The 24,893-nt window shown below is 64.3% G+C and carries 22 protein-coding genes and 1 tRNA gene; 3 read left to right on the top strand and 20 right to left on the bottom strand.

Features of this window, described 5'->3' with window-relative positions; all coding sequences use genetic code 11:
- Window positions 1–94: 94 nt before the first annotated feature.
- The 4 genes from IVB41_RS07305 to IVB41_RS07290 all read right to left on the bottom strand — a co-directional run bounded on the left by IVB41_RS07305 (window position 95) and on the right by IVB41_RS07290 (window position 2,313).
- Window positions 95–847, bottom strand: a complete 753-nt coding sequence (locus IVB41_RS07305; protein WP_247428463.1) for a hypothetical protein — start codon at window positions 845–847, stop codon at window positions 95–97.
- Window positions 844–1,338, bottom strand: coding sequence for a hypothetical protein (locus IVB41_RS07300; protein WP_247428460.1), 495 nt, complete (start codon window positions 1,336–1,338; stop codon window positions 844–846). The genes IVB41_RS07305 and IVB41_RS07300 overlap by 4 nt, the downstream gene beginning before the upstream one ends.
- Window positions 1,339–1,610: 272 nt before the next feature.
- Window positions 1,611–1,687 (bottom strand) — tRNA-His (locus tag IVB41_RS07295).
- A gap of 194 nt (window positions 1,688–1,881) precedes the next feature.
- On the bottom strand, window positions 1,882–2,313 hold the full coding sequence (locus tag IVB41_RS07290; RefSeq protein WP_247428457.1) for a phasin: 432 nt from the start codon (window positions 2,311–2,313) through the stop codon (window positions 1,882–1,884).
- A 515-nt stretch (window positions 2,314–2,828) separates the two neighbouring features.
- Here IVB41_RS07290 and IVB41_RS07285 point away from each other — a divergent pair.
- Together IVB41_RS07285 and IVB41_RS07280 are read left to right on the top strand one after the other, a co-directional pair.
- Entirely contained in the window at window positions 2,829–6,266 is a 3,438-nt protein-coding gene (locus tag IVB41_RS07285) for a PAS domain-containing protein (RefSeq protein ID WP_247428436.1), read from the top strand.
- A gap of 223 nt (window positions 6,267–6,489) precedes the next feature.
- Window positions 6,490–7,659 (top strand): AI-2E family transporter, encoded by a 1,170-nt coding sequence (locus tag IVB41_RS07280; RefSeq protein ID WP_247428433.1) that lies wholly within the window; start codon window positions 6,490–6,492, stop codon window positions 7,657–7,659.
- Window positions 7,660–7,749: 90 nt separating this feature from the next.
- On the opposite strand, the gene IVB41_RS07275 is transcribed toward IVB41_RS07280, so the two are convergent.
- From IVB41_RS07275 to IVB41_RS07225, 11 genes are all read right to left on the bottom strand, one after another.
- Window positions 7,750–8,922: an acetyl-CoA C-acyltransferase gene (locus IVB41_RS07275; RefSeq protein ID WP_247358004.1), complete on the bottom strand. Its 1,173-nt coding sequence runs from the start codon at window positions 8,920–8,922 to the stop codon at window positions 7,750–7,752.
- 153 nt (window positions 8,923–9,075) lie between these two features.
- Window positions 9,076–10,665 carry a phosphoglycerate dehydrogenase gene (serA, locus tag IVB41_RS07270; protein WP_027565337.1) on the bottom strand — a complete coding sequence of 530 codons (1,590 nt, stop codon included), beginning with the start codon at window positions 10,663–10,665 and terminating at the stop codon, window positions 9,076–9,078.
- Window positions 10,666–10,799: 134 nt separating this feature from the next.
- The gene (locus IVB41_RS07265; protein WP_027520323.1) at window positions 10,800–11,972 is read right to left on the bottom strand and encodes a phosphoserine transaminase; all 1,173 of its coding nucleotides are present in this window, start codon (window positions 11,970–11,972) and stop codon (window positions 10,800–10,802) included.
- A 79-nt stretch (window positions 11,973–12,051) separates the two neighbouring features.
- Window positions 12,052–12,243, bottom strand: coding sequence for a hypothetical protein (locus tag IVB41_RS07260; protein WP_247428430.1), 192 nt, complete (start codon window positions 12,241–12,243; stop codon window positions 12,052–12,054).
- Between the two features lie 173 nt (window positions 12,244–12,416).
- Window positions 12,417–12,881 carry a GNAT family N-acetyltransferase gene (locus tag IVB41_RS07255; protein ID WP_247428428.1) on the bottom strand — a complete coding sequence of 155 codons (465 nt, stop codon included), beginning with the start codon at window positions 12,879–12,881 and terminating at the stop codon, window positions 12,417–12,419.
- 25 nt (window positions 12,882–12,906) lie between these two features.
- The gene (locus tag IVB41_RS07250; RefSeq protein WP_247428425.1) at window positions 12,907–13,497 is read right to left on the bottom strand and encodes a glutathione S-transferase family protein; all 591 of its coding nucleotides are present in this window, start codon (window positions 13,495–13,497) and stop codon (window positions 12,907–12,909) included.
- 73 nt (window positions 13,498–13,570) lie between these two features.
- Window positions 13,571–14,398, bottom strand: coding sequence for an outer membrane protein (locus IVB41_RS07245; RefSeq protein WP_247282541.1), 828 nt, complete (start codon window positions 14,396–14,398; stop codon window positions 13,571–13,573).
- A gap of 167 nt (window positions 14,399–14,565) precedes the next feature.
- Window positions 14,566–15,393 (bottom strand): outer membrane protein, encoded by an 828-nt coding sequence (locus IVB41_RS07240; RefSeq protein WP_027565342.1) that lies wholly within the window; start codon window positions 15,391–15,393, stop codon window positions 14,566–14,568.
- A gap of 234 nt (window positions 15,394–15,627) precedes the next feature.
- Complete coding sequence (locus IVB41_RS07235; RefSeq protein WP_027565343.1) at window positions 15,628–16,875, bottom strand: MFS transporter; 1,248 nt, start codon at window positions 16,873–16,875, stop codon at window positions 15,628–15,630.
- 238 nt (window positions 16,876–17,113) lie between these two features.
- On the bottom strand, window positions 17,114–18,457 hold the full coding sequence (glmM, locus tag IVB41_RS07230) for a phosphoglucosamine mutase (protein ID WP_027565344.1): 1,344 nt from the start codon (window positions 18,455–18,457) through the stop codon (window positions 17,114–17,116).
- 220 nt (window positions 18,458–18,677) lie between these two features.
- Window positions 18,678–18,845, bottom strand: a complete 168-nt coding sequence (locus IVB41_RS07225) for a hypothetical protein (RefSeq protein ID WP_007596725.1) — start codon at window positions 18,843–18,845, stop codon at window positions 18,678–18,680.
- A gap of 145 nt (window positions 18,846–18,990) precedes the next feature.
- On the opposite strand from IVB41_RS07225, the gene IVB41_RS07220 reads away from it, so the two are divergent.
- On the top strand, window positions 18,991–20,127 hold the full coding sequence (locus IVB41_RS07220) for an alpha-hydroxy acid oxidase (RefSeq protein ID WP_027565345.1): 1,137 nt from the start codon (window positions 18,991–18,993) through the stop codon (window positions 20,125–20,127).
- Between the two features lie 210 nt (window positions 20,128–20,337).
- Here the strand turns inward: IVB41_RS07220 and IVB41_RS07215 are convergent, their stop codons facing one another.
- From IVB41_RS07215 to IVB41_RS07195, 5 genes are all read right to left on the bottom strand, one after another.
- Complete coding sequence (locus tag IVB41_RS07215) at window positions 20,338–20,961, bottom strand: hypothetical protein (RefSeq protein ID WP_027565346.1); 624 nt, start codon at window positions 20,959–20,961, stop codon at window positions 20,338–20,340.
- Window positions 20,962–20,976: 15 nt separating this feature from the next.
- Entirely contained in the window at window positions 20,977–21,603 is a 627-nt protein-coding gene (locus IVB41_RS07210) for a hypothetical protein (RefSeq protein WP_247428421.1), read from the bottom strand.
- Between the two features lie 65 nt (window positions 21,604–21,668).
- Window positions 21,669–22,502 carry a shikimate dehydrogenase gene (locus IVB41_RS07205; protein ID WP_027565348.1) on the bottom strand — a complete coding sequence of 278 codons (834 nt, stop codon included), beginning with the start codon at window positions 22,500–22,502 and terminating at the stop codon, window positions 21,669–21,671.
- Between the two features lie 93 nt (window positions 22,503–22,595).
- Window positions 22,596–24,350: a SulP family inorganic anion transporter gene (locus IVB41_RS07200; protein WP_247428418.1), complete on the bottom strand. Its 1,755-nt coding sequence runs from the start codon at window positions 24,348–24,350 to the stop codon at window positions 22,596–22,598.
- A 110-nt stretch (window positions 24,351–24,460) separates the two neighbouring features.
- Window positions 24,461–24,733, bottom strand: coding sequence for a helix-turn-helix domain-containing protein (locus IVB41_RS07195; RefSeq protein WP_007614761.1), 273 nt, complete (start codon window positions 24,731–24,733; stop codon window positions 24,461–24,463).
- Between the last annotated feature and the right edge of the window lie 160 nt (window positions 24,734–24,893).

The raw sequence follows: 24,893 nt of genomic DNA, 5'->3' as shown, positions 1-24,893 counted from the left end.
GTTGCCAAGCTCCTGACCGAATACGCGAAGCTGGCTGGGTTACGGTGACAGTGCCGTCCAGCACTGTCGCCGTAACATCCCAACCAGGCACGCCTTAAGATCGCTTGGCTATGAATTCTGAGGCGATCTTGTCGCCGGGCGGTAAAATAAGCGCTGTGCCGCCATCGCTGGCCAGTTCAATCAGCCGCTCATCGTGCATCTCACGAAGGAGTTTCTTAAAATACGTGTTGTTTTTGTAGCCGGCCCAATTCTTCAGGTCGGTCGTCGCGATTTTCCCGGGAGACGTACAGAGCAACAACAGAATTTGCTCGCGCAGTCCCATCTTTGGATCGAGGATGCGTCGCATATCGTCGCCAATCCAGAGCAGCGGCATTCTCCGCTCGGCCAGCTTATCGACAATGTCTTGCGCCTCATGAATTGAGACGTTGTGGAAGACCCTGACCAATTCAGCCATGACCCAATTGCCGCTAGAAAGAACGAATACCGCATCCATATGGTTTGGGTCGACATCACCGCCTGCATGTCCCACGCCGCGATTATTGCGAACCTCGAAAAGCGCAGGCAGAAGTCGCGGGATTAAGATCTGGAAGCTGCGAGGGACGTGGCCGTTATTTTCGAGCAGTTTGCAAGCTTGGTCAAAGGCGCGAGGCTTCTTCGGCGAAGTCGCGTAAGTCCCTTTCGCGTGCCCATCTAAGATGGTGAACACAATCTCGCAGAATTTCCCTCCGCTAAGCTCCGAGGGCGACCATCGATGCTCAGCGAAATTTTGGACAATTGACTGATATTCAGCAAGCAGCGGCTGGCGCAATCCGTCGGGGATCGCAGTTAGAGCAGTCTGGACGCTCATTCGGGTGGCGTCCCCTCCAATGCTTCCAATCCCTCTGGGGTGATAAAGAACGATCCATCCTTGCGCTTCTCGCAATACCCTTTTCGAACGTTCTGGTTTAGCGCATCGGGGGGATTAGCAAGGCGCTTCTGATTATGATCCGATAACGCCCCTGCGACAGCTTTCGCGGTAAGTGGACTGTCGTCCCGACCGGAGAGCCAATGCGCAGTGGCCAAGAAACGGTTATTTTGATTCTTGTCACCCTTCTTTGCCTTGATGTGGCTTGCGAGAGAGCCGCCGACTCTCGCTGGCGCGGCATGAGCCGGCGCGTGGGCGCCCGCCCCGCTTCCGGGTGAACCACCCCCGGAGTGCCGCGCATCAGCCGCATGAGAGACTTTGCCAGTTATCACAAGAGAAATGATCTGGCTCGCAATCGCTTCGTCGATTTCGCGCTCAAAGCTATGGCCGGGTCCGGCCACCGTCAGCTTATAGCCTTGCTTCTTGCCTGCCATTCCATCACCTAGGAGTGTGGGGACGAGAACAAATCACGAAAATGGATATGCGTGCAAGGCGAAGTTCCATCTGTCCACAAAGGGGCTGAATGCATCGCAAGAGCAAATGAGCGATTTCGGAAATCTTGCCGACATATCGCAACATCCGGAGAGGCGATTCCAGCCGGAGCGATTTCTCCGCGCGCCAAGACGGCCGCAGACGCTGCCGACGTGAGCGCAATCTTCGCGCAGTTCTTCGACTCGATGGAGTTCGCCTAAGAAATTGGGATCATTGGTACAGTTGGGTGGGCTCGAACCACCGACCTCCTGTTCCACAGACAGGCGCTCTAACCAACTGAGCTACAACTGCATCCTTGCGAGCCGCGCCTCTGGACGCCCTGAAAGGGCCGTGACCTAAGGGGGGCTGGACGGGGCGGAAACTAGGTGCAACGGCCGTTTTTGGCAAGGCCGCAAAACCCGATAATCGCGCCTCAAACAACGTTATTTCCAAAGCAAAACCCGGGCTCTAGGCCCGGGTTTCTTAATCTCAACAGCCCAATCCGCTCAGGCGGCGGGGTAGAGCTTCGCGGCGGAGGCCTTGATCGGCTCGGCGGCGGCAGTGGCCGCGCGCTGGGTGATCTCGGCGAGCTCCCGGGCCTGGGCCTGGAAGGTCTCGAGCTGCGTCCTGGAATGGTTGGTCCACAGCGCGAACGCATCCTGCGGCGCCTTCACGCTGAACAGCTCCTGGGTGAAGTCGAGATGGGCCTTGGTGTTGGCCTTCGCGAACTCCATCAGCTTGGCGGTGTATTCGCTGACGCCCTTGTGGGCGGACGCGAACACGGCCTCGACGGTGCCGTTGTGGGTTTCGGCGGCGTCCTTGAACTTGGCATAGCTCTCGCGGGCCTGCGACACGCCCTTTTCGGCGAACGCACGCATCTGCTCCGGAACTTCGAACGGAATGACGGAGGCGGAGAATGGATCAGTCGTACCTGTCATTGGGTATCCCTCACACTAAATGGAAAAACGGAGTGAGCCTTTTCGGCCGCGCCCGCCGGCCAATTGGGTGACGGAAGCGAAGACTGGAAACATAAAACGAATGATGGCTCGCCCAGCGCGGCGACCATGCCTGCCTAAAATGTCAACATTGTGCAACGCAGCGGGTTTTGGGGTGCATTGCGCAAATTTAATCGCGGCGAGGATGAGGTTCCCGGGCCGGGGAACCGGTGGTTGAGGTAATGGGGTGGCCTCTGAGCACCCGCCTTGTCCTGGAGACGACCGCTGCGCGGATTGGCTGGGCGGCATAGGTGCTGCCCGACGCGGGCATCTGAAGGATGGGGATGCGACCGGCCTACGGCTTGCGGGCCCCGCTACATTAAGGTTATCGCGGCTTTAGGCCTTGGCGCATAGGCTTGGGACGTGGACCTGCCCGCGGCTGCGGGCGATACTAACCCTTTCTTAAGGCTGTCATTCCGGCAGCCTGATGCGCACAAGTGGGACGCGAAGCCGGTCGGATGACGAGTTCGGATTTCCAGTTGCGAGGCGTGGGCGATCCCCGGCTGGCCGTGCACGCGACCTCGCCACTGCCCGTCTGGCTCTGGTCGATCGACGGCACGCGCGTGCTCTGGGCCAATCCGGTCGGCGCAAGGCTGTTTGGCGCGGCCAATGCCACGGCGCTGGCAGAGAAGACCTTCGGCCCCACCGACGGCCACCGCCGCCAGATCATCCGGCTGGCCGGCCGGCTGCCTGCGAACGGCGCGATCCGGCTCGAACGGCTGCGCGGCTTCGGGGCGCGGCTCGGCACGCTGATGACCTGCGCCTGTGCCCGGCTCGACTTCGCCGATGGCGGCCAATTCTTCCAAGGATCTGCCGTGCTCGTCACCGCGATGGACCCGGGCTTGCGCACCATGCCGCTGGTCGAGCGGCTGCTTCGTCTCGTCGACGGCGCCAAGACGCCGATGGCGGCGTTCGCGCCCGACGGCCTGTTCGTCGGCGCCAGCGAAACCGCCCGCACCCTGCTCGGCTTCCGCGATCTCGGCGAAGCAGGCCTCGAACAGGCGCGCAGCGACGCGCTTCGCCAGGGCCGCGCCGAGACGCCGATCGGCATCGGCCAGATGGTGCTGCAACGGGTCGGCAGCGGGGCCGATGTCGGCCTGGTCGCGCTGATCGAGCCGGCCGTGCAGCAGCCGGCGCCTGCGACTGATGAGGTCGAACCCGAGGCCGCTGAACACGTCGCGCGCGAAGACATCGCTCGGCCTGAGCCTGCGCCGCCCCCTGCTCCCGCCCCCGTGCCAGAGCATGTGCAAGCAGCGCCGTCGCATGAGGCGCCATCCGAAATCGCGCTGTTCGACGCCTTTGCCGAGCCGCTCGATGCGCCGGCAACAGAGATCGTGACGATTCAGCAGGCCGTCGAGGAAGCGGCCGAAGCCGTGCCTGCCGAGGTCGAACCGAAGACTCCGGTTGAAAACTCGGCCGAGGCCATGGTGTCGCCGCAGGCCGCGCCGACCGTAACAGGCATGGTCGAGCCGCCGTCGGGCCATGAAGAGCCGCCCGCACCGCGTCAGCATCCGCTGCGCTTCCTCTGGAAGATGGATGCAGAGGGCCGCTTTGTGCTTCTGTCAGACGAGTTCATCCACCTGATCGGTCCGCGCACGGCCGCCGGCTTCGGCCGCTCCTGGCGCGAGATCGCCGATGCATTCGCGCTCGATCCTGAGGGACGCGTGGCGCAGGCGCTTGCGAGCAAGGACACCTGGGCCGGGATCACCGTGAACTGGCCGGCCGACGGCGGCGAGCATCTGCCGGTCGAGCTTGCCGGGCTTCCGGTTTATGATGGCGAACGCAATTTCGCGAGCTTCAGGGGTTTTGGCGTCTGCCGCGATCTCGATGGCCTCAACCGGCTCGATGCGCTCAGGCGTTTCGAGCTGTTGGCCGAACCGGCGGCACCGCAAAGCCTGTCTGCCGATGTGGTCGAGCCGGAGCCCGAACCCGAGCCCCAGCCAGTGCTAGAGGCGCCGCCGCCTCCGCCGATCGAGCCGCCCGCACCTGAACCTGAACCTGAGCCTGAGCCTGAGCCTGAGCCTGAGCCCGCACCTGAGCCTGAAGCCGAACTGCCCGAACCCACAACCGACGCGAATTCACATCCAACCGATCCGGAAACGCCAGTGGAAACGCCTCCCAATGTCCTGCCGTTCCGCGCGCCCGGCGACACGCGATCGCCGACGCTAACGCCGGTCGAGAACAGCGCGTTCAACGAACTCGCCCGGCAATTGTCCGAGCGCCTCGAACGCGACAAGGAAACCATCGCGGCATCGGCCGAACCGCCGGATGCCGAGATCACGCCCGAGGCGCCGACGCCGGAGCCTGAGACGCCGCACGCGCCGGCCGAATGGCTGAGCGAGCCCGCGCCGCCCGCGCACGGCCACAGCATGCGCGACCGCGCGCTGCTCGACCTGCTGCCGACCGGCATCCTGATCTACCGGCTCGACCGCCTGCTCTACGCCAATTCCGCGTTTCTCGCGCGCATGGGCTATGCCAGCCTGAGCGCACTGGAGATTGCCGGTGGGCTGGATGCGCTCTATGTCGAGCCGGGCGTGTCCGCGGCCAGCAGCACGTCGCAAGCAGGCACGCCTGTCACGATCAGCGCGACGCTCGCCAATGGCGAAGCGCCGCTGCCGACCACCGAGGCGCATCTGCACGCGATCGACTGGGACGGCGAGAGCGCGCATGCGCTGATCTGCGCGCTGCCGCAAGCAGCACCCGCTGCGCCCGTCATCGCCGAGACCGTCGTCGCCGAGACCATTGTCCCCGAGATCTTGCCCACCGCGCCCGAGCCCGACGCCGGCGAGGCGGCCGCGGAAGATCTCGCTGCGATCCTCGACACCACGGCCGAGGGCATCGTCATGTTCGATGCCGAAGGCAACATCCACGCCTGCAACCGCAGCGCCGAGGCGCTGTTCGGCTATGACGGCGAGACGCTGATGCAGCAGAATCTGGTGACGCTGTTCGCGCCGGAGAGCCAGCATGTCGTGATCGACTATCTGGAAAACCTCAAGAGCCAGGACATCGCGAGCCTGCTCGACCACGGCCGCGAGGTGCTGGGACGCGAGAAGAAGGGCGGCGTCATTCCGCTCGCCATGATCATGGGCCGCACCAGGCCCGACGGCCCGAACTTCTTCGCCGTATTCCGCGACCTCTCGCACAGCAAGCAGGGCGAGAGCGAGCTGACGCAGGCGCGCCGCCTCGTCGAAGGCACGGCGAATGCCAAGGCCGACATGCTGGCGCGGATCAGCCACGAGATCCGCACGCCGCTGAACGCCATCATCGGCTTCTCGGAGGTGATGATCTCGGAGCGCTTCGGCACGCTCGGCAACGAGCGCTACGGCGAGTACATGAAGGACATCCGCGCCTCCGGCGAGCGCGTCATCGCCATCATCGACGACCTGCTCGAGCTGTCGCGGATCGAGACCGGCAAGCTCGACCTCAACTTCGCCAACCTCAACCTCAACGACCTCGTCGAGGCCTGCGTGGTGGTGATGCAGCCGCAGGCCAATCGCGAGCGCATCATCATCCGCACCTCGCTCGGCCATGCGCTGCCGCAGGTGAGCGCGGATGCGCGCGCGATGCGGCAGATCACCATGAACCTGATCTCGAACTCGATCCGGCTCGCCAGCGCCGGCGGCCAGGTCATCGTCTCCACCGCGCTCACCGACCGCGGCGAGGTCGCACTTCGCATCCGCGACACCGGCCACGGCCTCAGCGAGCGCGAAGTCGCCGCCGCGATGGAGCCGTTCCGGACCCCGCCGCCCGGCGACGCCGAGGACAATTCGGCGCTGAGCCTGTCGCTGACCAAGGCCCTGGTCGAAGCCAACCGCGCCCGCTTCAACATCAGGAGCGCGGCGAACTCCGGCTCGCTGATCGAGGTGGTGTTCGCACCGGCGCTGGCGCAGGCGTAAGCGGCGAACGCGATTTCCTGCCCGCGGTGCACGCCCGCGGCCGCGCTGCGGGCGGCCTCGTGCCGGGCGGCTTCGGCCGAGCCGCGCCCGACGAAGGGCGCCACCTCACTGCAACTTCTTCCCGAGCGGAACTGAAGCCCCTTGTTGCGGCTTGAAGCCGGGACCCAGCGTTTCTCCTGCTGATCAGTTCGACACTGCAGCTCCCGCACCCCAGTGATCTCAAATGGCCGAACGAGCGAAATCCGTGGCACCGAAGCAGCGTTCGCCCAAGCGGAGCGACGCCGTGCGGAGCGAAGGCGGCCCGAACACGACCGAGCGAAAGCCGCTGCCCACGGGCGCGGGCGCGCGCATGAACGCACGGGTCGTGCTTGCCCTCGCGCTCGTCGCACTGGCGTTGTGGACGGCGGCGGGATTTCTCCCCGCATTGATCTGGGCCGCGATTCTCGCAACCAGCCTGTGGCCGCTCTACACCAAGTTTGCGGCACGCGTGAGTTCCGGCCGGTCCAGCCTGGCCCCGCTGGTCTTCACGCTCGTCGTCGCCCTCATCCTGTTTACGCCGATGTCGCTTGCCGTCTATCAGATCGCGCAACAAGGCGATCTGCTCGTGGGCTGGATGAAACAGGCCGGAGAGAGCGGGATCGAAGTGCCCGATTGGCTCGCGCGGCTTCCGATCGCCGCAGGGAGCATGGAGCAGTGGTGGCGCAGCAATCTTTCCGATCCCAAAGCCGCGACCGCATGGCTGAAAAGCGTCAATGCAGACAACGCATCGGAACTGTTTCGAACGTTCGGCGGACAGCTGCTTCACCGCCTGTTTCTTCTGTTCTTTTCGCTGGTGGCCTTGTTCGTCCTGCTGCGCAACGGCCGGTCGATCTCAGGCCGCGTGCTGGAAACCTGCGATCGGCTTTTCGGCGAGGCGGGAGAGGGTCTCGCCGAGCAAATGGTCGATGCGATCCGCGGCACGGTGAACGGCACGGTGCTGGTCGCCGCGGGCGAGGGATTATTGATCGGAGTGGCCTATTTCGTCGCGGGCGTGCCGCATGCCATCGTATTCACGATGCTGACCACGGCCTTCGCCATGCTTCCGTTCGGCGCCTGGCTGGCCTTCACCGCCGCGGCGCTGGTCCTGATCTCCGGCGGAGGCAGCGGCTTCGCAGCCGCGGGCGTCTTCTTCTGGGGCGCGATCGTCATGTTGGCCGGCGATCATTTCGTATGGCCGACCCTGGTCGGCGACTCGGCGCGGCTACCGTTTCTGTTCGCATTCGTCGGGATCTTTGGAGGCCTGGCTGCCTTCGGCCTCCTGGGCTTGTTTTTAGGCCCGGTGATCATGTCAGCCTTGCTGGTGGTCTGGCGCGAATGGGTGTTCCGACCTGTCGCAACCGAGAAGAACGGTTGAGTTGCCGCGGGCGTAACCCCAAGCACGCCAGAAAGCAAAAGGCACGGCGTTTGCGGCGCCGTGCCCTTCGCATTCAATGAGGCGATCGCCTCAGCTGTAGATCTCGAACAGTCCCGCGCCGCCCTGGCCGCCGCCGATGCACATCGTCACGACGCCCCACTTGGCCTTGCGGCGCTTGCCTTCCTGGAGGATGTGGCCGGTGAGACGCGCCCCGGTCATGCCGAAGGGATGGCCGATCGCGATCGAGCCGCCGTTGACGTTGTACTTGGCCGGATCGATGCCGAGCTTGTCGCGCGAATAGAGACACTGGCTGGCGAAGGCTTCGTTGAGCTCCCACAGATCGATGTCGTCGATCTTCAGGCCGTGACGCTTCAACAGCTTCGGCACGGCAAAGATCGGGCCGATGCCCATCTCGTCCGGCTCGCAACCGGCCGCCGCCCAGGCGACGAAGCGGCCCATGGGATTGAGGCCGCGCTTCTCCGCGTCCTTGGCTTCCATCAGCACCACGGCCGCAGCACCGTCCGAAAGCTGGCTGGCGTTGCCCGCCGTAACGAACTTGCCCGGACCCCTGACGGGCTCGAGCTTGGCGAGACCTTCCAGCGTGGTCTCGGGCCGGTTGCACTCGTCGCGGTCGACGACGTAGTCGACGATCGACTCGGCCTTGGTCGCCTTGTCGACCACCTTCATCTTGGTCTTCATCGGGACGATCTCGTCCTTGAACTTGCCCGCCTGCTGCGCGGCGGCCATGCGGCGCTGCGACTCGAGCGAATATTCGTCCTGATATTCACGGCTGAGATTGTAGCGCTCGGCGACGATGTCGGCGGTGTCGATCATCGCCATGAAGATCGCCGGCGCCGTCTTGAGCAGCTCGGGATCGATCGATTCCTTCGGAGTGCCGCCGCCCGGCATCGAGATGCTCTCGACCCCGCCTGCGACGATGCAGTCGGAACCGTCCGAGCGGATCGAGTTGGCGGCCATCGCAATGGTCTGGAGACCGGACGAGCAGAACCGGTTCACCGAGACGCCGCCGGTCGATTTCGGCATTCCCGCCAGCAGCGCGGCCTGGCGGCCGATGTTCGGCGCGCCATGGGCGCAATTGCCGAGATAGCAATCCTCGACATAGTCCTTCTCGACGCCGGCGCGCTCGACCGCGTGCTTGATGGCGTGGGCCGCGAGCGACATCGGCGGAGTGATGTTGAACCCGCCGCGGCCGGATTTCGCGAGGCCCGTGCGTGCATAGGAAACGATGACGGCTTCACGCATTGTTTTCTCCCTTTTCGAACGATTTTGAACGGAGCGTCGGTCGACGTCTTCTCGGCGCCATTGGTACACAAAGTGCAGCGGTCGCGGGAGAAATAAAAACGCCGCCCTCGCGAGAGGGCGGCGTTGTTCCGCGGGTCGGAATATGTCGGCGTATCAGAACGTCAGCGCCTTGACCTGCTTGACCTGCGGCAGGGCCTGCACCTTGGCGAGCAGATCGGCCGGCACCGCGCCGTCGACCTCGATCAGCGCGATGGCATCGGAGCCCGGCGCGACGCGGCCGAGATGGAAGGTCGCGATGTTGATCTTGGCATCGCCGAGCAGGCTCGCGAACTTGCCGATGAAGCCCGGCTTGTCCTCGTTGGTCACGTAGATCATCGACTTGCCAAATTCAGCGTCGACGCGGATCCCCTTGATGTCGACCAGGCGCGGCTTGCCGTCGGCATAGACCGTGCCCGAGACTGACCGCTCCTGCCGCTCGGTGGTGACGGTGACGGTGATCAGGCTTTCATAGTCGCTCTGGGCGGCGCGCACGATCTCGTCCACCACCATGCCGCGCTCCTTGGCGACGACGGGCGCGGAGACGACGTTGACCTCGCCCAGCATCGGCCGCAGCAGGCCGGACAGCACGGCGGAGGTGATCGCCTTGATCTTCATCTCGGCGACGTGGCCCTCATAGGTGATCTCGACCTTGAGAATGCCGCTCTCGGTGAGCTGTCCCGCGAACGAGCCGAGCTTTTCGGCCAGCGCGATGAACGGCTTCAGCTTCGGCGCCTCTTCCGCCGTGATCGAAGGGAAGTTGACGGCATTCGAGATCGCGCCGGTGAGCAGGTAATCCGACATCTGCTCGGCGACCTGAAGCGCGACGTTCTCCTGCGCTTCCGTGGTGGACGCGCCGAGATGCGGCGTGCAGATCACGTTGGGATGGCCGAACAGCACGTTCGCAGTGGCGGGCTCCTCGACAAAGACGTCGAAGGCGGCGCCTGCGATGTGCTTGGAATTCAAGGCGTCGACCACGGCCTGCTCGTCGACGAGGCCGCCGCGGGCGCAGTTGATCAGGCGCACGCCCTTCTTCATCTTGGCGATCGCGGCTGCGTCGATGATGTTCTTGGTCTTCTCGGTCAGCGGAGTGTGCAGCGTGATGAAGTCGGCGCGCTTGAAGAGGTCGTCGAGCTCGACCTTCTCGACGCCGATGTCCCTGGCACGCTCCGGCGACAGGAACGGATCGAACGCGATCACCTTCATGCGCAGGCCGAGCGCGCGGTCGGCGACGATCGAGCCGATGTTGCCGCAGCCGACGACGCCGAGCACCTTGCCGGTGATCTCGACGCCCATGAAGCGGTTCTTCTCCCACTTGCCGGCCTGGGTCGAAGCGTCCGCCTGCGGAATTTCGCGCGCCAGCGCCAGCATCAGGGTGATGGCGTGCTCGGCGGTCGTGATCGAATTGCCGAACGGCGTGTTCATCACGATGATGCCCTTGGCCGTGGCGGCGGGAATCTCGACGTTGTCGACGCCGATGCCGGCGCGGCCGATCACCTTGAGATTGGTCGCCTTCTCGAGGATCTTCGCGGTCGCCTTGGTCGCCGAGCGGATCGCGAGGCCGTCGTAATTGCCGATGATCTCGGCGAGCTTGTCCTTGTCCTTGCCGAGATTGGGCTGAAAGTCGACCTCGACGCCGCGGTCTTTGAAGATCTGCACGGCGGCCGGAGAGAGCGCGTCGGAAATGAGAACTTTGGGTTTGGTCATGGGAAAGATCCCTGATGGTCGATAAATCTGAGACCGTCGTCCGCAGGCTTGACCCGCGGATCCATTCTCTTCGATGGATGGCCGGGTCACGCCCGGCCATGACGAGATGAGATAACGCGACGAGCGAAGCCTGCTTAAGCCGCCTTGGCGAGCGTGGCCTTGGTCTCCGCGAAGGCCCAATCGATCCACTGGGTCAGCAGCGCGACATCGCTGGCCTCGACGGTGGCGCCGCACCAGATGCGCAGGCCGGCGGGCGCATCGCGGTAGTAGGCGAAGTCGTAGCCCGCGCCCTCCTTCTCGACCAGCGCCACCAGCTTCTTGGAGAAGTCGGCCTGCGCGTCCTCGGAGAGCGAGGTGATCGCGGGATCGGTGAACTTCAGGCACACCGAAGTGTTGGAGCGGATCGCGGCGTCCTTGGCGAGGAAGTCGATCCAGGGCGTCTTCGCCTTCCAGTCGGCGAGCACCTTGGTGTTGGCGTCGGCGCGCGCGATCAGCGCCTTGAGGCCACCGATCGACTTGGCCCAGTTCAGCGCGTCGAGATAATCCTCGACGCAGAGCATCGACGGCGTGTTGATGGTCTCGCCGACGAAAATGCCTTCGTTGATCTTGCCGCCCTTGGTCATGCGGAAAATCTTCGGCAGCGGCCAGGCCGGCTTGTAGGTTTCGAGCCGCTCCACGGCGCGGGGCGACAGGATCAGCATGCCGTGCGCGGCTTCGCCGCCGAGCGCCTTCTGCCAGGAGAAGGTGACGACGTCGAGCTTGGCCCAGTCGAGCGGTTGCGCGAACGCGGCCGAGGTGGCGTCGCAGATGGTCAGGCCTTCGCGAGTGGCGCTGATCCAGTCGGCGTTAGGCACGCGCACGCCTGAGGTGGTGCCGTTCCAGGTGAAGACGACGTCAGACTTCGGATCGACCTTGGAGAGGTCGGGGATCTCACCGTAAGCCGCGTTGAGCTTGGTGACGTCCTTGAGCTTCAATTCCTTGACGATGTCGCTGACCCAGCCCTCGCCGAAGGATTCCCAGGCGAGCGTGGTGACGGGCCGCGCCCCCAGCATCGACCACAGCGCCATCTCGACAGCGCCGGTATCGGAGGCCGGCACGATGCCGATGCGATAATCGGCAGGCACTTCGAGCACCTCGCGCGTCAAATCGATCGCGAGCTTGAGCTTGGTCTTGCCGACCTTCGCGCGATGCGAACGGCCGAGCGCTGCGTCCTTGAGATTTTGGGCATTCCATCCGGGGCGCTTGGCGCAGGGGCCGGAGGAAAAATGCGGCACGTTGGGCCGCGAAGCGGGCTTCGCTACAGTCATCGTCTACCCTTCCAGATAGTAAGCCTCCCGTTGGGGGGAGGTGTCCCGCCGCGGCAGATACGGGAATCGGGAAGACCAGTCAAGGAAGTTCCGGAGCCTCACGCGCGAGTGATGGCGCCTCCGATGCGATTTTGGGGGATTCGACCACGGCCAGCGCGTTCAGCAAGTCCGTGGCATCGTTGATCAATTGCGCGGCGCGGCGGCGGCTGCCGACTTTCAAAATGCATTTGTCATTGGCCTGCACGACGTAGTCGTTGCCGACCTTGATCATCGAATAGCTTGTCATCGAAATCCCCGAACCGATCGAGCCCGGTTTCAGACGCTCGCGTAGCACCGTTCGTTCCTGGTTCCATGTGAACGTCGAACGGGTAGTTTATCAGCTCTTAACATGAACGTATGCGCGATCCGATTTCGCTGATCGCGCAAGGCTCATGGCGCGCTGCGTCAAAAGCGGACAGTCATGCCGACGTGACTCGCGGCGAACCCAAGCCGCTTGTAGAAGCGCTGCGCATCTGTTCGCGTCTGATGTGTGAGCAGTTCGACCAGATTGCAGCCGCGCGCTTTCGCTTCCGTCACCGCCCATTGCACCAATTGCTCGCCGATGCCGCGGCTGCGGCAATCGGAAGCAACGCGGACGTCTTCGAGCAGACCCCGCCGGCCGCCTTGCGAGCTGAGACCCGGCAGGATCGCGAGCTGCAGGCAGCCGACCACCCTGCCCCCGCTCTCCGCAACCACGAGCTGGATATTTTGATCGCGCTCGACGCGCGCGAATGCCTCGTAATAGGACGCAGGCAACGGGTCTTCCACGCGCTCGCGTGCGCGCCCGAGATGATCGTCGGCGAGCATCGTCACAATCGCAGCAACATCCTCGCGGCGCGCGGGACGAATGGAGACGGGTTCGGCGTTCATTAAGTTACTCCTGCCTCAGCGCGCCTTAGCGCGCCTTGGGAAGCCCGAGAAAGGTCTCGGCTTCGCCGATCCAGCGGCGGATGGCGGCATAACGACCGAGATCGAAGCCGCCTTCATGCGCAACGCGGGTATAGGCGAGCAGTGACACCTCGGCGAGCGAGACCGCATCGCCGGCGAGGAAACGGCTGCCGGCGAGATGCTGCTCCATGCGGTCAAGCGCCGCATAGCCGCGTTTGACCTTTTCAGGATCGAGCTCGGAGGCGTCCTTGCCGAGATAGACGAGCTGGAAGCGGCACACCGCGATGTAGGGCTCGTGGCTGTATTGTTCCCAGAACAGCCATTCGTCCATCTTGGCGGCGGTGAAAGCATCGCGCGGAATGAGCACGCTGTCGCGCGCGAGATAGCGGATGATGGCATTGGATTGCGCCAGCGTGCGGCCGTCGTCGAAAGCGACGGTGGGCACCTGGCCGGCACCATTCATCTCGAGGAATTGCGCCGTGCGGCTTTCGCCCTTGCGAGTGTCGATCTCGATCCACTGGTAGGGCAGCGCGAGCTTGTCGCAGACCCACTTCACCTTCAGACAATTGCCGGAATTGGTATCGCCGTAGATCCGCATCGCTGCCCCCCGCGCATTCGGCGACAGAGCATCAGGACGGAGGCGGCCTGTCAATCGGCGCCGCGCAGGCGCGTCAGAACTTGTAGCCGAGACCGGCGCGAACGGTGTTGATGCTGGTGTCGACCGCCGAGCTGAAGCGGATGTATTCGTATTCACCGCGGAAGAACAGGCCACCGACCAGATTGACGTCGACGCCAAGACCGGCGGTGTAGCCGTAGATCAAATGGTTATGCTGGGCGTCCGTCGAGCTCAGCAGCGCGAGTGGAGTATAGGTGCCGAGTTGGGTCGCACTGATGCGGTCCTGCGCACTGACGGTGCGGATGATGTCGGCATTCCCGAGTGCGAGACCCGCGAACATGTAGGGCAGAAAGCATCCCCAGGCGTAAGCTGCGCGGCCGCGGAATGTCGCCATGTCGCTGATGTTGATCGATGACGTGGAGGTCGCCGTGACGTCGTGAAAATTGCCGTCGGACAGGGCGACGGGGCTCACGCGCCGCTCCGACGCTGACGCCGTTCCACCAAACTTGCCGTGCAGGTAGCTGAATTCAAGGCCGAGTACGACGTCGTCCCACTGGCCATTGTAGCCGACGAAAGCGCCGTAGCCGCTGGTACGCTGCGAAGCCTTGCCGAGTCCGAGGTTCCACTGCGATACACCCATCGAACTTTCGATCAAGGTATCGGCCAGCAACGCCGCCATCATGTTGCGCGTCGAGCCGTTGAAGTTCTCGTCCGACGAGCCATAGCCGCCCTGGGCGCCGATATAGCTGCCCTGCCAGTTGACGTTGGACTTGCTCAAGCCGTCGGTGAAGCCGCCGCGCAGGATGGGAAGATCGGAGAGATCGGCCGCATGCGCCGCAGAGACCGTCCCCAACATCGCCGCCGCCAACAAAAGCCTACGCATCGAACGCTCCATCGAACTCGAACTTTCAGCCCTGATCATGGCTCGTTAACCTTAACCAATGGTTGCGTCGCAGCCTTTCGTCGCCGCTCGCCGTGAAAAATACGCAAGGCAAAACGGCGCGGGATGATCCCGCGCCGTTAAGAAGTCCTAACCGATCAGGCTGGCGATCAGCCCTTGGTGACCAGCGGCGGCATATAGGCCGGCGGGCTGTTGAGATCCCAGCGCACGCCGAGCTTGACGTCGTGCGAGGTGAGCTCCTTGATCTTGATCGTTGACGGACCCGAGGCGCTGTTGTCGAACAAGCGATAGTTGCCGGGCGCCGCGTCGCCGAGGTTCATGTAGCTGTAGGCCAGTTCGACGGTGAACCCGGGATTGACCTTGTAGGCGAGACCGGCGTGGGCGGCCCAGGCGAGGTTCCACTTTCCGTTGTCGGCGAAGTAAGCGACGCTGTTGTTGAGCCCCGGGCTGTACGACACGCCGTCGTCGCGGAAGCCGCTGATCTTGTTGTAGGAGCCGCCGACACCGGCGCCGATGAACGGGGTGATGCACCACCAGGTGCCGAGATCGACATAGGCATTCGCCATGACGACCCACTCGGATTTGCTGCCGCTGTAATTGTTGACGCCGACGAAGCCGGGTCCAATGACGTTGTCGCTGCCGTGCAGATTGGCCCTGCCCCGGTACTGGCCGATCACGTCGCCACGGAACCAGTTGTTGAAGCGGTAGCCGACGCCGAGATCGAACAGCGTCGCCGAGTCGAAGCCGAGTCCCTCCGTCGTCTTCGTAAACCCAGGCGCTACGGCGCCCTCGATGCTCTTGGCGCGCTGGTTGGTCATGCCGACGTCGCCGCGCAGATACCAGCCGCCGAAGTCGGCGGGCGGTGCCGGGGGCGCGTACATCGGAGGGGGCGCCGCGATCGGCATGTCGGCGGCGAACGCCATCGAGGAGATCAGGGTTGCCGCACCCGCGGCAAGGAGAGACTTAACGCTACGCATTGGCTTCGTCCTTTTGGCCGGTGAGGCAATACGGCGCCTCACGTTCTGGAAACTCACGGCCCGGACGATGCCAGCAAATGTTTAAGCGCCACTTAACCCTAATTTTTAAGGTTGATTTTTTCTAACCGTTCACGCGCATGCGGGGCGAGCGTTGCAAAAATGCAGCGCAAATGCGACGCCGTCGCCGCATGTCCTAACGATGTATGAAGCCGCGCTGCGGCAAGACAGGATATGTTAACGCGCGTGCCGCGGCAGCTTGGGCAGGAACACCGCAAGCAGGCCGATCGCCGGCAGATAGGCGCAGACCTGGTAGACGAACGCGATCGAGGTGTGGTCGGCGAGCTTGCCGAGCACGGCGGCGCCCAAGCCGCCGATGCCGAACGCGACACCGAAGAACACGCCGGAGATCATGCCGAAGCGATGCGGGACCAACTCCTGCGCGAACACGATGATCGACGACGTCGTTGAGGAGATGATCAGGCCGATGATCACGGACAGCACCGCGCTCGCATAGAGCCCGGCATAGGGCAGCGCCAGCGTGAACGGCAGCGCCCCCAGGATCGAGATCCAGATCACGATCTTGCGGCCGAAGCGATCGCCCAGAGGACCACCGAGAAAAGCCCCGACCGCATTCGCCGCGAGGAAAATGAAGAGATACATCTGCGCGGCTTGCGTCGACACGCCGAACCGGTCGATCAGATAGAAGATGTAGTAGCTCGACAGGCTCGAGACGTAGAGCTGTTTCGAGAACAGCAGCGCGACCAGCACGAGGAGCGCAACGACGACGCGACGCGAGCTCGGCGCGTCGGGATGGGCTTGAGCCACCGCGGTCTTCTTCGCCTTGATCTGCGGTTCGTACCACCGGCCGATGCGCCAGAGGATGAGGATCGCGAGGAAGGCGATCGAGGAGAACCAGGCGATGCTGCCCTGCCCGAACGGCACGACGATGAGCGCGGCCAGCACCGGTCCCATCGAGGTGCCAAAACTGCCGCCGAGCTGGAATACCGATTGCGCAAAACCGTAGCGGCCGCCGGAGGCCAGCCGCGCGATGCGCGCCGACTCCGGATGAAACACCGCCGAGCCGAGACCGACCAGCGCGGCGGCGACGAGGATGACGAGATATTGGTGGGCGGCACTGAGCAGCAACAGACCGAAGAAGGTCGAGGCCATGCCGATCGACAGCGAATAAGGCTGCGCCTTCTTGTCGGTGTAGTGGCCGACCACCGGCTGGAGCAGCGAGGCCGTGAACTGGAAGGCCAGCGTGATCATGCCGATCTGCGCGAAGTCGAGCGCGTAGGTGTCCTTCAGGATCGGATACACCGAGGCGATCAGCGACTGCATGGTGTCGTTGAGGAAGTGCGAGAAGCTGATGCCGGCCAGCACGACATAGGCCGGCCCTGCGGCCTTGGCTGCTTGTGCCACGTCGCTGACGATGACGGGTTCGGTCAGCGCTTCCTCTGAGACGACGACAGGCTTGTTCACTGGAGCATCCCGGCGGGCGCGGCAGATTGCCGCGACAAGCTCATTACGATGCAGGGAGTGGTGGAACCACCGCCAATCGCAAATGGCTGCGATGCATCTCTTACCCTCTCCGCGAGTCCGGAATCGTAGGGTGGGCAAAGGCGCACTTGCTCCGTGCCCACCATCGACCGATAGCGCAACAGAAGCGGTGGGCACGCTTCGCTTTGCCCACCCTACGATACTGTGGTCGAGGAAGAGCTTACGCCGCGGCCTGCCCGAGCGCCGAGACGATGGTATCGACGACGTCCTCGACCAGGATGCGATCCTCGCCCTCGCCCATGACGCGGATCACCGGCTCGGTGCCGGAGGAGCGGATCAGCAGGCGGCCGTGGCCGTTGAGCCGCTGCTCGCCGTCGGAGATCGCCGATTTGACATCGGAATTGTCGAGCGGCTTGCCGCCCTTGTGACGAACGTTCTTCAGGATCTGCGGCAGCGGATCGAAGCGGTGGCAAACTTCCGACACCGGGCGACGCAGCTTCTGCACCACGGCAAGCACCTGCAATGCGGCAACGAAGCCGTCGCCGGTGGTGGCGTAGTCGGACAGGATGATGTGGCCGGACTGCTCGCCGCCGAGATTGTAGCCGCCGTTCAGCATCTGCTCGAGCACGTAGCGATCGCCGACCGGCGTGCGCACGAGATCGAGGCCCTGCGCATTGAGGAAGCGCTCGAGCCCGAGGTTCGACATCACGGTGGCGACGATGCCCGATCGCGACAGCCGGCCGTCTTCCTTCCAGCTCTGCGCGATCACCGCGAGCAGCTGGTCGCCGTCGACGATGTGACCGCGCTCGTCGACCAGGATGACGCGATCGGCGTCACCGTCGAGCGCGATGCCGATGTCGGCGCGCATCTCGCGGACCTTCTTCGACAGCGCTTCCGGCGAGGTGGAGCCGCATTCCTTGTTGATGTTGAAGCCGTCGGGCTCGACCCCGATCGGAATCACGTCGGCGCCCAGCTCCCACAGCGCTTCCGGCACCACCTTGTAGGCGGCGCCATTGGCGCAATCGACCACGACGCGCAGGCCGTCGAGCGACAGATCGCGCGGCAGCGTGCGCTTGGCGAATTCGATGTAGCGGTCATGCACGCCGTCGATGCGGCGGGCGCGGCCGAGACTGGCGCTCTGGGCGAGACGCTTGTCGATGGGTTCGTCGAGCAGCTGCTCGATCTGCTTCTCGACGTCGTCGGAGAGCTTGAAGCCCTGCGGGCCGAACAGCTTGATGCCGTTGTCCTCGAACAGATTGTGCGAGGCGGAGATCATCACGCCGAGATCGGCGCGCATCGACTTGGTCAGCATCGCGACCGCCGGCGTCGGCATCGGGCCGACCAGCAGCACGTCCATGCCGACCGAGGTGAAGCCCGCCACCATGGCGTATTCGATCATGTAGCCGGACAGGCGGGTATCCTTGCCGATCACGACCCTGTGGCGGTGGTCACCGCGCTGAAACGCCAGGCCTGCGGCCTGGCCGACCTTGAGCGCGAGCTCCGGCGTGATCAGTCCGTTGGCGCGGCCCCGGATCCCGTCCGTCCCGAAATATTTGCGGCTCATATCGTCCCCCACGCGACAACCAGGGATCCCCAATACAACCTGCGGGTGCCCTGGCGGGACCCGCATCCCTGATTTGCTGAGGTCTTATAAAGCCATCGCGGCTAACTTGGCTTCAAAAAATATGATAAATCATTACGGAACCGGGCAGGCCCCGACGCTGATAACGTCTTGTTAACATTATATTTCCAGCGAGGACGCCGGAACAGGGCGGAACTCGCGCCTAGTCCGAGCGCTTCACATGGCCGTCCCCGCGGCTCGGCGCCGGCTGGGTGACATTGACGGGATCGGAGCCCGGAAAGGTCTCTTCCAGACCTTCCTCCAGCGCTTCCTCGAGATCATGCTTCTCCTTGATCTCCTCCGGCGTCGGTCCGGTGTGCGGCCTGGTCATGGCGCCCTCCTCTCCACAAAGGATTTGCAAACGATTTGGCTGTGCATCCAACCATGCTAGATGACCCCTCGATCTTCCGATGCAAGACTCATCCGCTACTTCCGATGCAGACTCTTCCGATACAAGACGGGCCGGGGAAACGTTCATGAAGCACATCACCTGTATCGACGATCTTCGCACACTGCATCAGCGCCGCGTGCCGAAGGCGTTCTTCGATTATTGCGACCGCGGCTCCTACGCCGAGGAAACGCTGCGCGCCAACCGCGACGACATGCAGGCGATCAAGTTCCGCCAGCGCATTCTGGTCGATGTCTCCAAGCGCGACACTGCGACCACGATCCTCGGCGAGCCCTCGACCATGCCGCTGATGCTCGCGCCGGTGGGCCTGCTCGGCATGCAGCATGGCGACGGCGAGATCCATGCCTGCCGCGCCGCGCAAGCCGCCGGTATCCCGTTCACGCAGTCGACGATGTCGATCTGCTCGATCGAGGACATCGCGGCCAGTGTCGAGAAGCCGTTCTGGTTCCAGCTCTACGTGATGAAGGACCGCGGCTTCATCAAGGAATTGATCCAGCGCGCGATCGCGGCGAAATGCTCCGCGCTGGTGCTGACCGTCGATCTCCAGGTGATCGGCCAGCGCCACCAGGACATCAAGAACGGTATGACGGTCCCGCCGGAATGGTCGCTCTCGAAGCTATTGGATTTCGCCAGCAAGCCCGCCTGGGTCTCCGGCGTGCTGCAAGGCAAGCGCCGCACCTTCGGTAACATCGCCGGCCATGTGAAGAACACCGGGGACCTCAATCGCCTCGCGGAGTGGACGGCCTCGCAGTTCGATACGTCCCTGAACTGGAAGGACGTCGAGTGGGTCCGCAGCATCTGGCCGGGCAAGCTGATCATCAAGGGCATTCTGGACGTCGAGGACGCCGAGGAGGCCGCCAAGACCGGCGCGCAGGCGCTCGTCGTCTCGAACCACGGCGGCCGTCAGCTCGACGGCGCGCCGTCATCGATCGAAGTGCTGCCCGAGATCGCCGAGGCGGTCGGTGACAGGATGGAGATCATGTTCGACGGCGGCATTCGTTCCGGCCAGGACGTGATGCGCGCGCTCGCGCTCGGCGCAAAGTCCTGCATGATCGGCCGCGCCTACGCCTATGGCCTCGGCGCCGGCGGCCAGGCGGGCGTCGCCAAGGCGATCGACATCATCCAGAAGGAGCTGCTCACCACCATGGGCCTGTGCGGCGTCAACAGGATTGACGAGATCGACGAGCATATCATCGCGATGTGAACCGCAGCGGTGTGGCAAAAAGCAACCGCTTCAAACTCAGCCGTCGTCCCGGCGAAGGCCGGGACCCATAGCCACAGCGAGTAGTTTGGCGAAGATTGGTAGTTATTCAACCTTCGCGCGGTACTGAGACCTGCGCCCAACGATAGATCACGCGGTATGGGTCCCGGCCTTCGCCGGGACGACACTGAAGATGTCGCCGCAGCAGCCCCCTTACATCGGCGGCGTCACTCCGTCGCGGCCGACATTGACCCGGTTGGCTTCCAGCGAACCATCGTCCTTCTTCACCGCACCGAAAATGATCAGCTTGGCGCCGGGCTTGAGCTCGGATTTGTCGCTGGCCACGAAGGTGACGATCGGCGTGTCCGGGGGCACCACGACTTTCTTCTCGCCGTCCTTGTACTTGACCGTGATGTTCTGGCCGTCGGTGCCCTTCACCGTCTGCGCCACGGTGGCGTTGGTCATTGTCGAGTTGGCGCGCGCATCCCAGGGACGAAAACCTTCGGCCGCGCCGCGCTGGTTTTCAGGGAAGATGTGCACCGCGATCGCCTTCTGGGTGCCGTCGGGCTCGGGCATTCCGGTGACGCCGATATAGGAGCCGTCCTTGATCTCCGACAACGACGTCTTCACCACCGCGAAGACGGCGACGTTGTCGGTCATGCGCACCTTCACGTCGCTGCCTTCGCGGGTCTTGATTCCGAGCGTGTTGCCGTCGACGCTCTCGATGGTGCCGCGGATGCGGACCGTCGGCGTCTGCTGCGCCAGGGCGGATGACGTGACGATGCAGGCGGCGAATGCGGCCACGCCAACGCGTGATATCCAGCTTCTCTTCGACATGTTGTTATTCTCCATTTACATCGGCGGCGTCAGGCCGTCGCGGCCGACGCTGACGCGGTTGGTTTCGAACGAGCCGTCCGGCAGCTGCTTCATGAAGGCGATCACCTTGGCGCCGGCCTTCAGATCGGATTTGTCGCCGGGCACGAAGGTCAGCACCGGCGTATTGTCGGCGACGAACACCTTCTTCTCGCCGTCCTTGTACTTGACCAGCAGCGTATGGCCGTCATTGCCGACGACGCTCTCCGACACGGTCGCATTGGTCATGCTGGAGTTGGGCTTGAGGTCATAGGGTCGCGAGCCCTCGCCGGTGCCGCGCATGCTCTCCGGAAACACGTGGACCTCGACCGCGTTCGCGCCGCCGTCCGGTCCCGGCACGGTGGTGGCGCCGACGAAGGAGCCGGGCTTGATGTCGCCAAGTGAAATCCTGGTAATGCCCGACACGTTCACGTCGGAGGCGATGTGCAGCTTGACGTCCTCGCCGCTGCGCGCCTTGACCTGCATCGTGTCACCATTGACGCTTTCGATCGTGCCGCGCACGCGCGTCGGCACCGGCGCCCTTTGCGCAAGTGCCGAAATGGTCGAGACGGCCACCATCGCGACGGCGATGAGCGGACGTGTGAAAGTTGCACGTTGAACAGACATGATGGTCTCCGATTGTCCCTATCGCCCTTACGGACATAGAACTCCGGAGGTTACGCGCTATTCTCTCAAGTCTTTGTGAGATCGGCCTCGACCAGCGCGCGCAGCTCGGCCGTGACCTGCGGCCGCTGGCCGAACCACAGCTCGAAGCCGCGGATCGCCTGATGCAGCAGCATGCCAAGCCCGTCGGCGGTTTTCAGCCCGCGCGCCTGTGCGGCCGCGAGCAGCGGCGTCACCAGCGGGACATAGACGAGATCGGCGACCACGGCGCCATCCGCCAGCCGCGCCACGTCAAGGTCGAGTGAAGGCTGGCCGTCCATGCCGAGCGAGGTCGTGTTCACGAGAAGGTTTGCACGCGGCAGAACGTCGTGGATGCTGTCCCACGCAACAGGATGCACGTTCGGCCCGAACTGCCTTGCAAGCATCTCGGCCCGGGCGATGGTGCGATTGGCGAGATGGACGCAGCTGATGCCGCGTTCGAGCAACCCGAACACGATGGCGCGCGAGGAACCGCCGGCGCCCAGCACCAGCGCCTCTTCGGCTGCGTCCCAGCCGGGCGCGCTGGCATCGAGATTGCTGATAAAGCCCTCGACGTCGGTGTTGGTCGAGTGCAGCTCGCCGTCCGCAAACCACAGCGTGTTGGCCGCACCGACCGCCCGCGCGCGGGCATCGGGCGTCGAGAGCTCAAGCACGCCCTCCTTGTGCGGGATGGTGACGTTGGCGCCGACGAAGCCGCGCAGCGACAGCCGCAGCACGAAGTCGCGCAGATTATCGGGTGGAACCGCCTCGATGACATAGCCGCCCTCGATATCGAGCGTGCGCAGCCAGTAACGATGGATCAGCGGCGAGCGCGAATGCGCGGCCGGCCATCCGATCAGACAGGCTGCGGGAGCCTTGGTCACGGTCGTCCTCCCCTGGGGTCGTTTCGGAGGCGATCCATTTCGCGTCCCGCAAGCCCTGTCAAGCGCGCGGGCCGTCTCGGGAGAGGCTCGACGTCAGGTCGTGCCCGCCTCACCGGCCGCGGGCTGCGCCGCGCCACCCTTGATGTCGGCGACCGCACGCGCGATGGTCTCGCGATAGCGGGCGCGTGGCGGCGTGACGCCATGGGTGAGCAGCGCGCGGCGCACCGCAGGCGACGCCCCCGTGATGAACAGCCGGATGCCCTGGCGGTGGGCCTTGGCGGCGACGCGGCCGAGCACGTTGGCCGCGGTCGAATCCAAAAACGGCACCGCGGCGAAATCGACCACGAATCCCTTGCGCTTGTCGGCGATGCCGTCGAGCACGCTGCCGATCGCCGAGGCCGCGCCGAAGAAGAACGCGCCGGTGATGCGATAGACCAGCACGTCGCGATCGACCGCGAGCGCGGGGTCGTAAGGCACGCGCTCGCCATTTTCGTCGTCGGGACGATCGGCGGCCACCATCGGCGAACGTTCCTCGATGCCGGTCATTTCCGCCATACGATGGATGAACAGCACCGCGCCGAGCGCGAAGCCGACCAGAATCCCTTCGGTCAGATCGCGGAAGATGGTGAGCAGGAAGGTTGCGAGCAGCACCACGGCATCGCCCCATGACGAGCGAAGGAGCGTCGCGAATTCGTGCTTCTCCGCCATGGTCCAAGCCACCACGACGAGCACGGCGGCGAGCGCGGCCAGCGGGATGTAGCTCGCGAGCGGCGCTGCGATCAGCATGAACAGCAGCAGAAAGACCGAATGCAGCATGCCCGCGAGCGGCCCCCGCGCGCCGGCGCGGATGTTGGTCGCGGTACGCGCGATCAGCCCCGTGACACAGATGCCGCCGAACAGCGCCGCGCCGACATTGGCGGCGCCTTGCGCCACCAGCTCGCAATTGGAGCGGTGACGGCGACCGGTCATGCCGTCGGCCACCACCGCCGACAGCAGCGATTCGATGGCGGCGAGCAGCGCGAAAGAGATCGCATCCGGCAGCACGGCGGTCGCCTTCGCGAGCGAGAACGCAGGCAAGGCCGGCGAGGGCAGTTCGCGCGGAATGCCGCCGAAGCGCGAGCCGACGGTCTCGACCGGCAGCGACAGCACGGCACATGCGGCCGCAGCGAACACGACCGCGATCAGGATGCCCGGCCAGGACGGCAGCCAACGTCGCAGGCCGGCGATGATGGCAATGCTGACGATCGCGACCGCGACGGCCGACGGATTGACGGTGTGCAGGCCGCCGGCAAGCGCGACCAGTTTCGGAACGAACTCGCTCGGCTCCTTCGCGAGGAGCGTGATCCCGCCGAGATCGCGCAGCTGGCTGGCGAAGATGATGACGGCGATGCCGGCGGTGAAGCCGACCGTCACCGGATACGGAATGAACTTGATATAGGTGCCGATCCGCAGGAAGCCCGCAGCGATCAGGAACAGGCCCGCCATCAGCGTCGCCAGGATCACGCCGTCGACCCCGTGACGGTCGGCGGTCGCCGCAACCAGCACAATGAAGGCGCCGGCAGGACCGCCGATCTGGAACCGGCTGCCGCCGAGCAGTGACGCAATGAAGCCGCCGACAACAGCGGTGTAAAGTCCGCGGTCCGGCGTCACGCCAGAGGCGATTGCGATCGCCATCGACAGCGGCAGCGCGACGATCGCAACCGTGAGGCCCGCGAACACATCGGCGCGGAAATCCGACCAGCCGTAGCCCTCGCGCCATACGGTGACGAGCTTTGGCAAATAGAGTTCGGTGAAGGTCGGCCGACGAAGCTGGTGCAGCTTGCCTGCGTGTTCGCCTGTGATGCTCATTTCAGCAAAATGCTCCGCTGCCCACGACGCTCCGATGCATCGTGCGGCCGCGTATCGGGGCGCGACGGTGCGTTAGTTAAGACTGCTTCCGAGCATGATCATTTGCGGGATCACGCCCCCACCCGACGCGGCGGCCCCGGCTCCTTGAGCCGAACGCCACGTCCGCCGCCTTCGCTGCGCGCCTGTTCGCCGATCAGCTCGACGCCGGCCCGATCAAAGGCTTCGACCACCTTCATCAAGGTCTCGACCACGCCACGGACGTTGCCGGTGCTCGCCTCCATCCGCTGAATGGTCGGCAGCGATACGCCTGCAAGCTCCGCCAAGGCCCTCTGGTCAATGCCGAGCAGCGCGCGCGCTGCCCGCATCTGGAACGACGTGATCACCTTGGCCTCACGTATGAACGATTATAAATGATGTCTGGAGCATGCACAATGATGTAAAATACATCAAGTTGAGCCGAACGCAAGAGGGCCCTCGCCGCCACGTGTTCCGCGTCGCCCTCTCCCCGTACGAACGGAGAGAGGGCGAGAGCAGTACGTGCCT

This window comes from Bradyrhizobium sp. 44 (genome assembly GCF_023073095.1).
Classification (GTDB): Bacteria; Pseudomonadota; Alphaproteobacteria; order Rhizobiales; family Xanthobacteraceae; genus Bradyrhizobium.
The sequence above is the reverse complement of the archived record's forward strand: the minus strand, read 5'-3'. Positions and strand labels throughout refer to the sequence as shown.

Bases quoted from the DNA above. Each gene is read 5' to 3' on its own strand.
- IVB41_RS07305 (WP_247428463.1), bottom strand. From the start codon at position 847: ATGAGCGTCCAGACTGCTCTAACTGCGATCCCCGACGGATTGCGCCAG.
- IVB41_RS07300 (WP_247428460.1), bottom strand. From the start codon at position 1,338: ATGGCAGGCAAGAAGCAAGGCTATAAGCTGACGGTGGCCGGACCCGGC.
- IVB41_RS07290 (WP_247428457.1), bottom strand. From the start codon at position 2,313: ATGACAGGTACGACTGATCCATTCTCCGCCTCCGTCATTCCGTTCGAA.
- IVB41_RS07285 (WP_247428436.1), top strand. From the start codon at position 2,829: ATGACGAGTTCGGATTTCCAGTTGCGAGGCGTGGGCGATCCCCGGCTG.
- IVB41_RS07280 (WP_247428433.1), top strand. From the start codon at position 6,490: ATGGCCGAACGAGCGAAATCCGTGGCACCGAAGCAGCGTTCGCCCAAG.
- IVB41_RS07275 (WP_247358004.1), bottom strand. From the start codon at position 8,922: ATGCGTGAAGCCGTCATCGTTTCCTATGCACGCACGGGCCTCGCGAAA.
- serA (WP_027565337.1), bottom strand. From the start codon at position 10,665: ATGACCAAACCCAAAGTTCTCATTTCCGACGCGCTCTCTCCGGCCGCC.
- IVB41_RS07265 (WP_027520323.1), bottom strand. From the start codon at position 11,972: ATGACTGTAGCGAAGCCCGCTTCGCGGCCCAACGTGCCGCATTTTTCC.
- IVB41_RS07260 (WP_247428430.1), bottom strand. From the start codon at position 12,243: ATGATCAAGGTCGGCAACGACTACGTCGTGCAGGCCAATGACAAATGC.
- IVB41_RS07255 (WP_247428428.1), bottom strand. From the start codon at position 12,881: ATGAACGCCGAACCCGTCTCCATTCGTCCCGCGCGCCGCGAGGATGTT.
- IVB41_RS07250 (WP_247428425.1), bottom strand. From the start codon at position 13,497: ATGCGGATCTACGGCGATACCAATTCCGGCAATTGTCTGAAGGTGAAG.
- IVB41_RS07245 (WP_247282541.1), bottom strand. From the start codon at position 14,398: ATGCGTAGGCTTTTGTTGGCGGCGGCGATGTTGGGGACGGTCTCTGCG.
- IVB41_RS07240 (WP_027565342.1), bottom strand. From the start codon at position 15,393: ATGCGTAGCGTTAAGTCTCTCCTTGCCGCGGGTGCGGCAACCCTGATC.
- glmM (WP_027565344.1), bottom strand. From the start codon at position 18,457: ATGAGCCGCAAATATTTCGGGACGGACGGGATCCGGGGCCGCGCCAAC.
- IVB41_RS07225 (WP_007596725.1), bottom strand. From the start codon at position 18,845: ATGACCAGGCCGCACACCGGACCGACGCCGGAGGAGATCAAGGAGAAG.
- IVB41_RS07220 (WP_027565345.1), top strand. From the start codon at position 18,991: ATGAAGCACATCACCTGTATCGACGATCTTCGCACACTGCATCAGCGC.
- IVB41_RS07215 (WP_027565346.1), bottom strand. From the start codon at position 20,961: ATGTCGAAGAGAAGCTGGATATCACGCGTTGGCGTGGCCGCATTCGCC.
- IVB41_RS07210 (WP_247428421.1), bottom strand. From the start codon at position 21,603: ATGTCTGTTCAACGTGCAACTTTCACACGTCCGCTCATCGCCGTCGCG.
- IVB41_RS07200 (WP_247428418.1), bottom strand. From the start codon at position 24,350: ATGAGCATCACAGGCGAACACGCAGGCAAGCTGCACCAGCTTCGTCGG.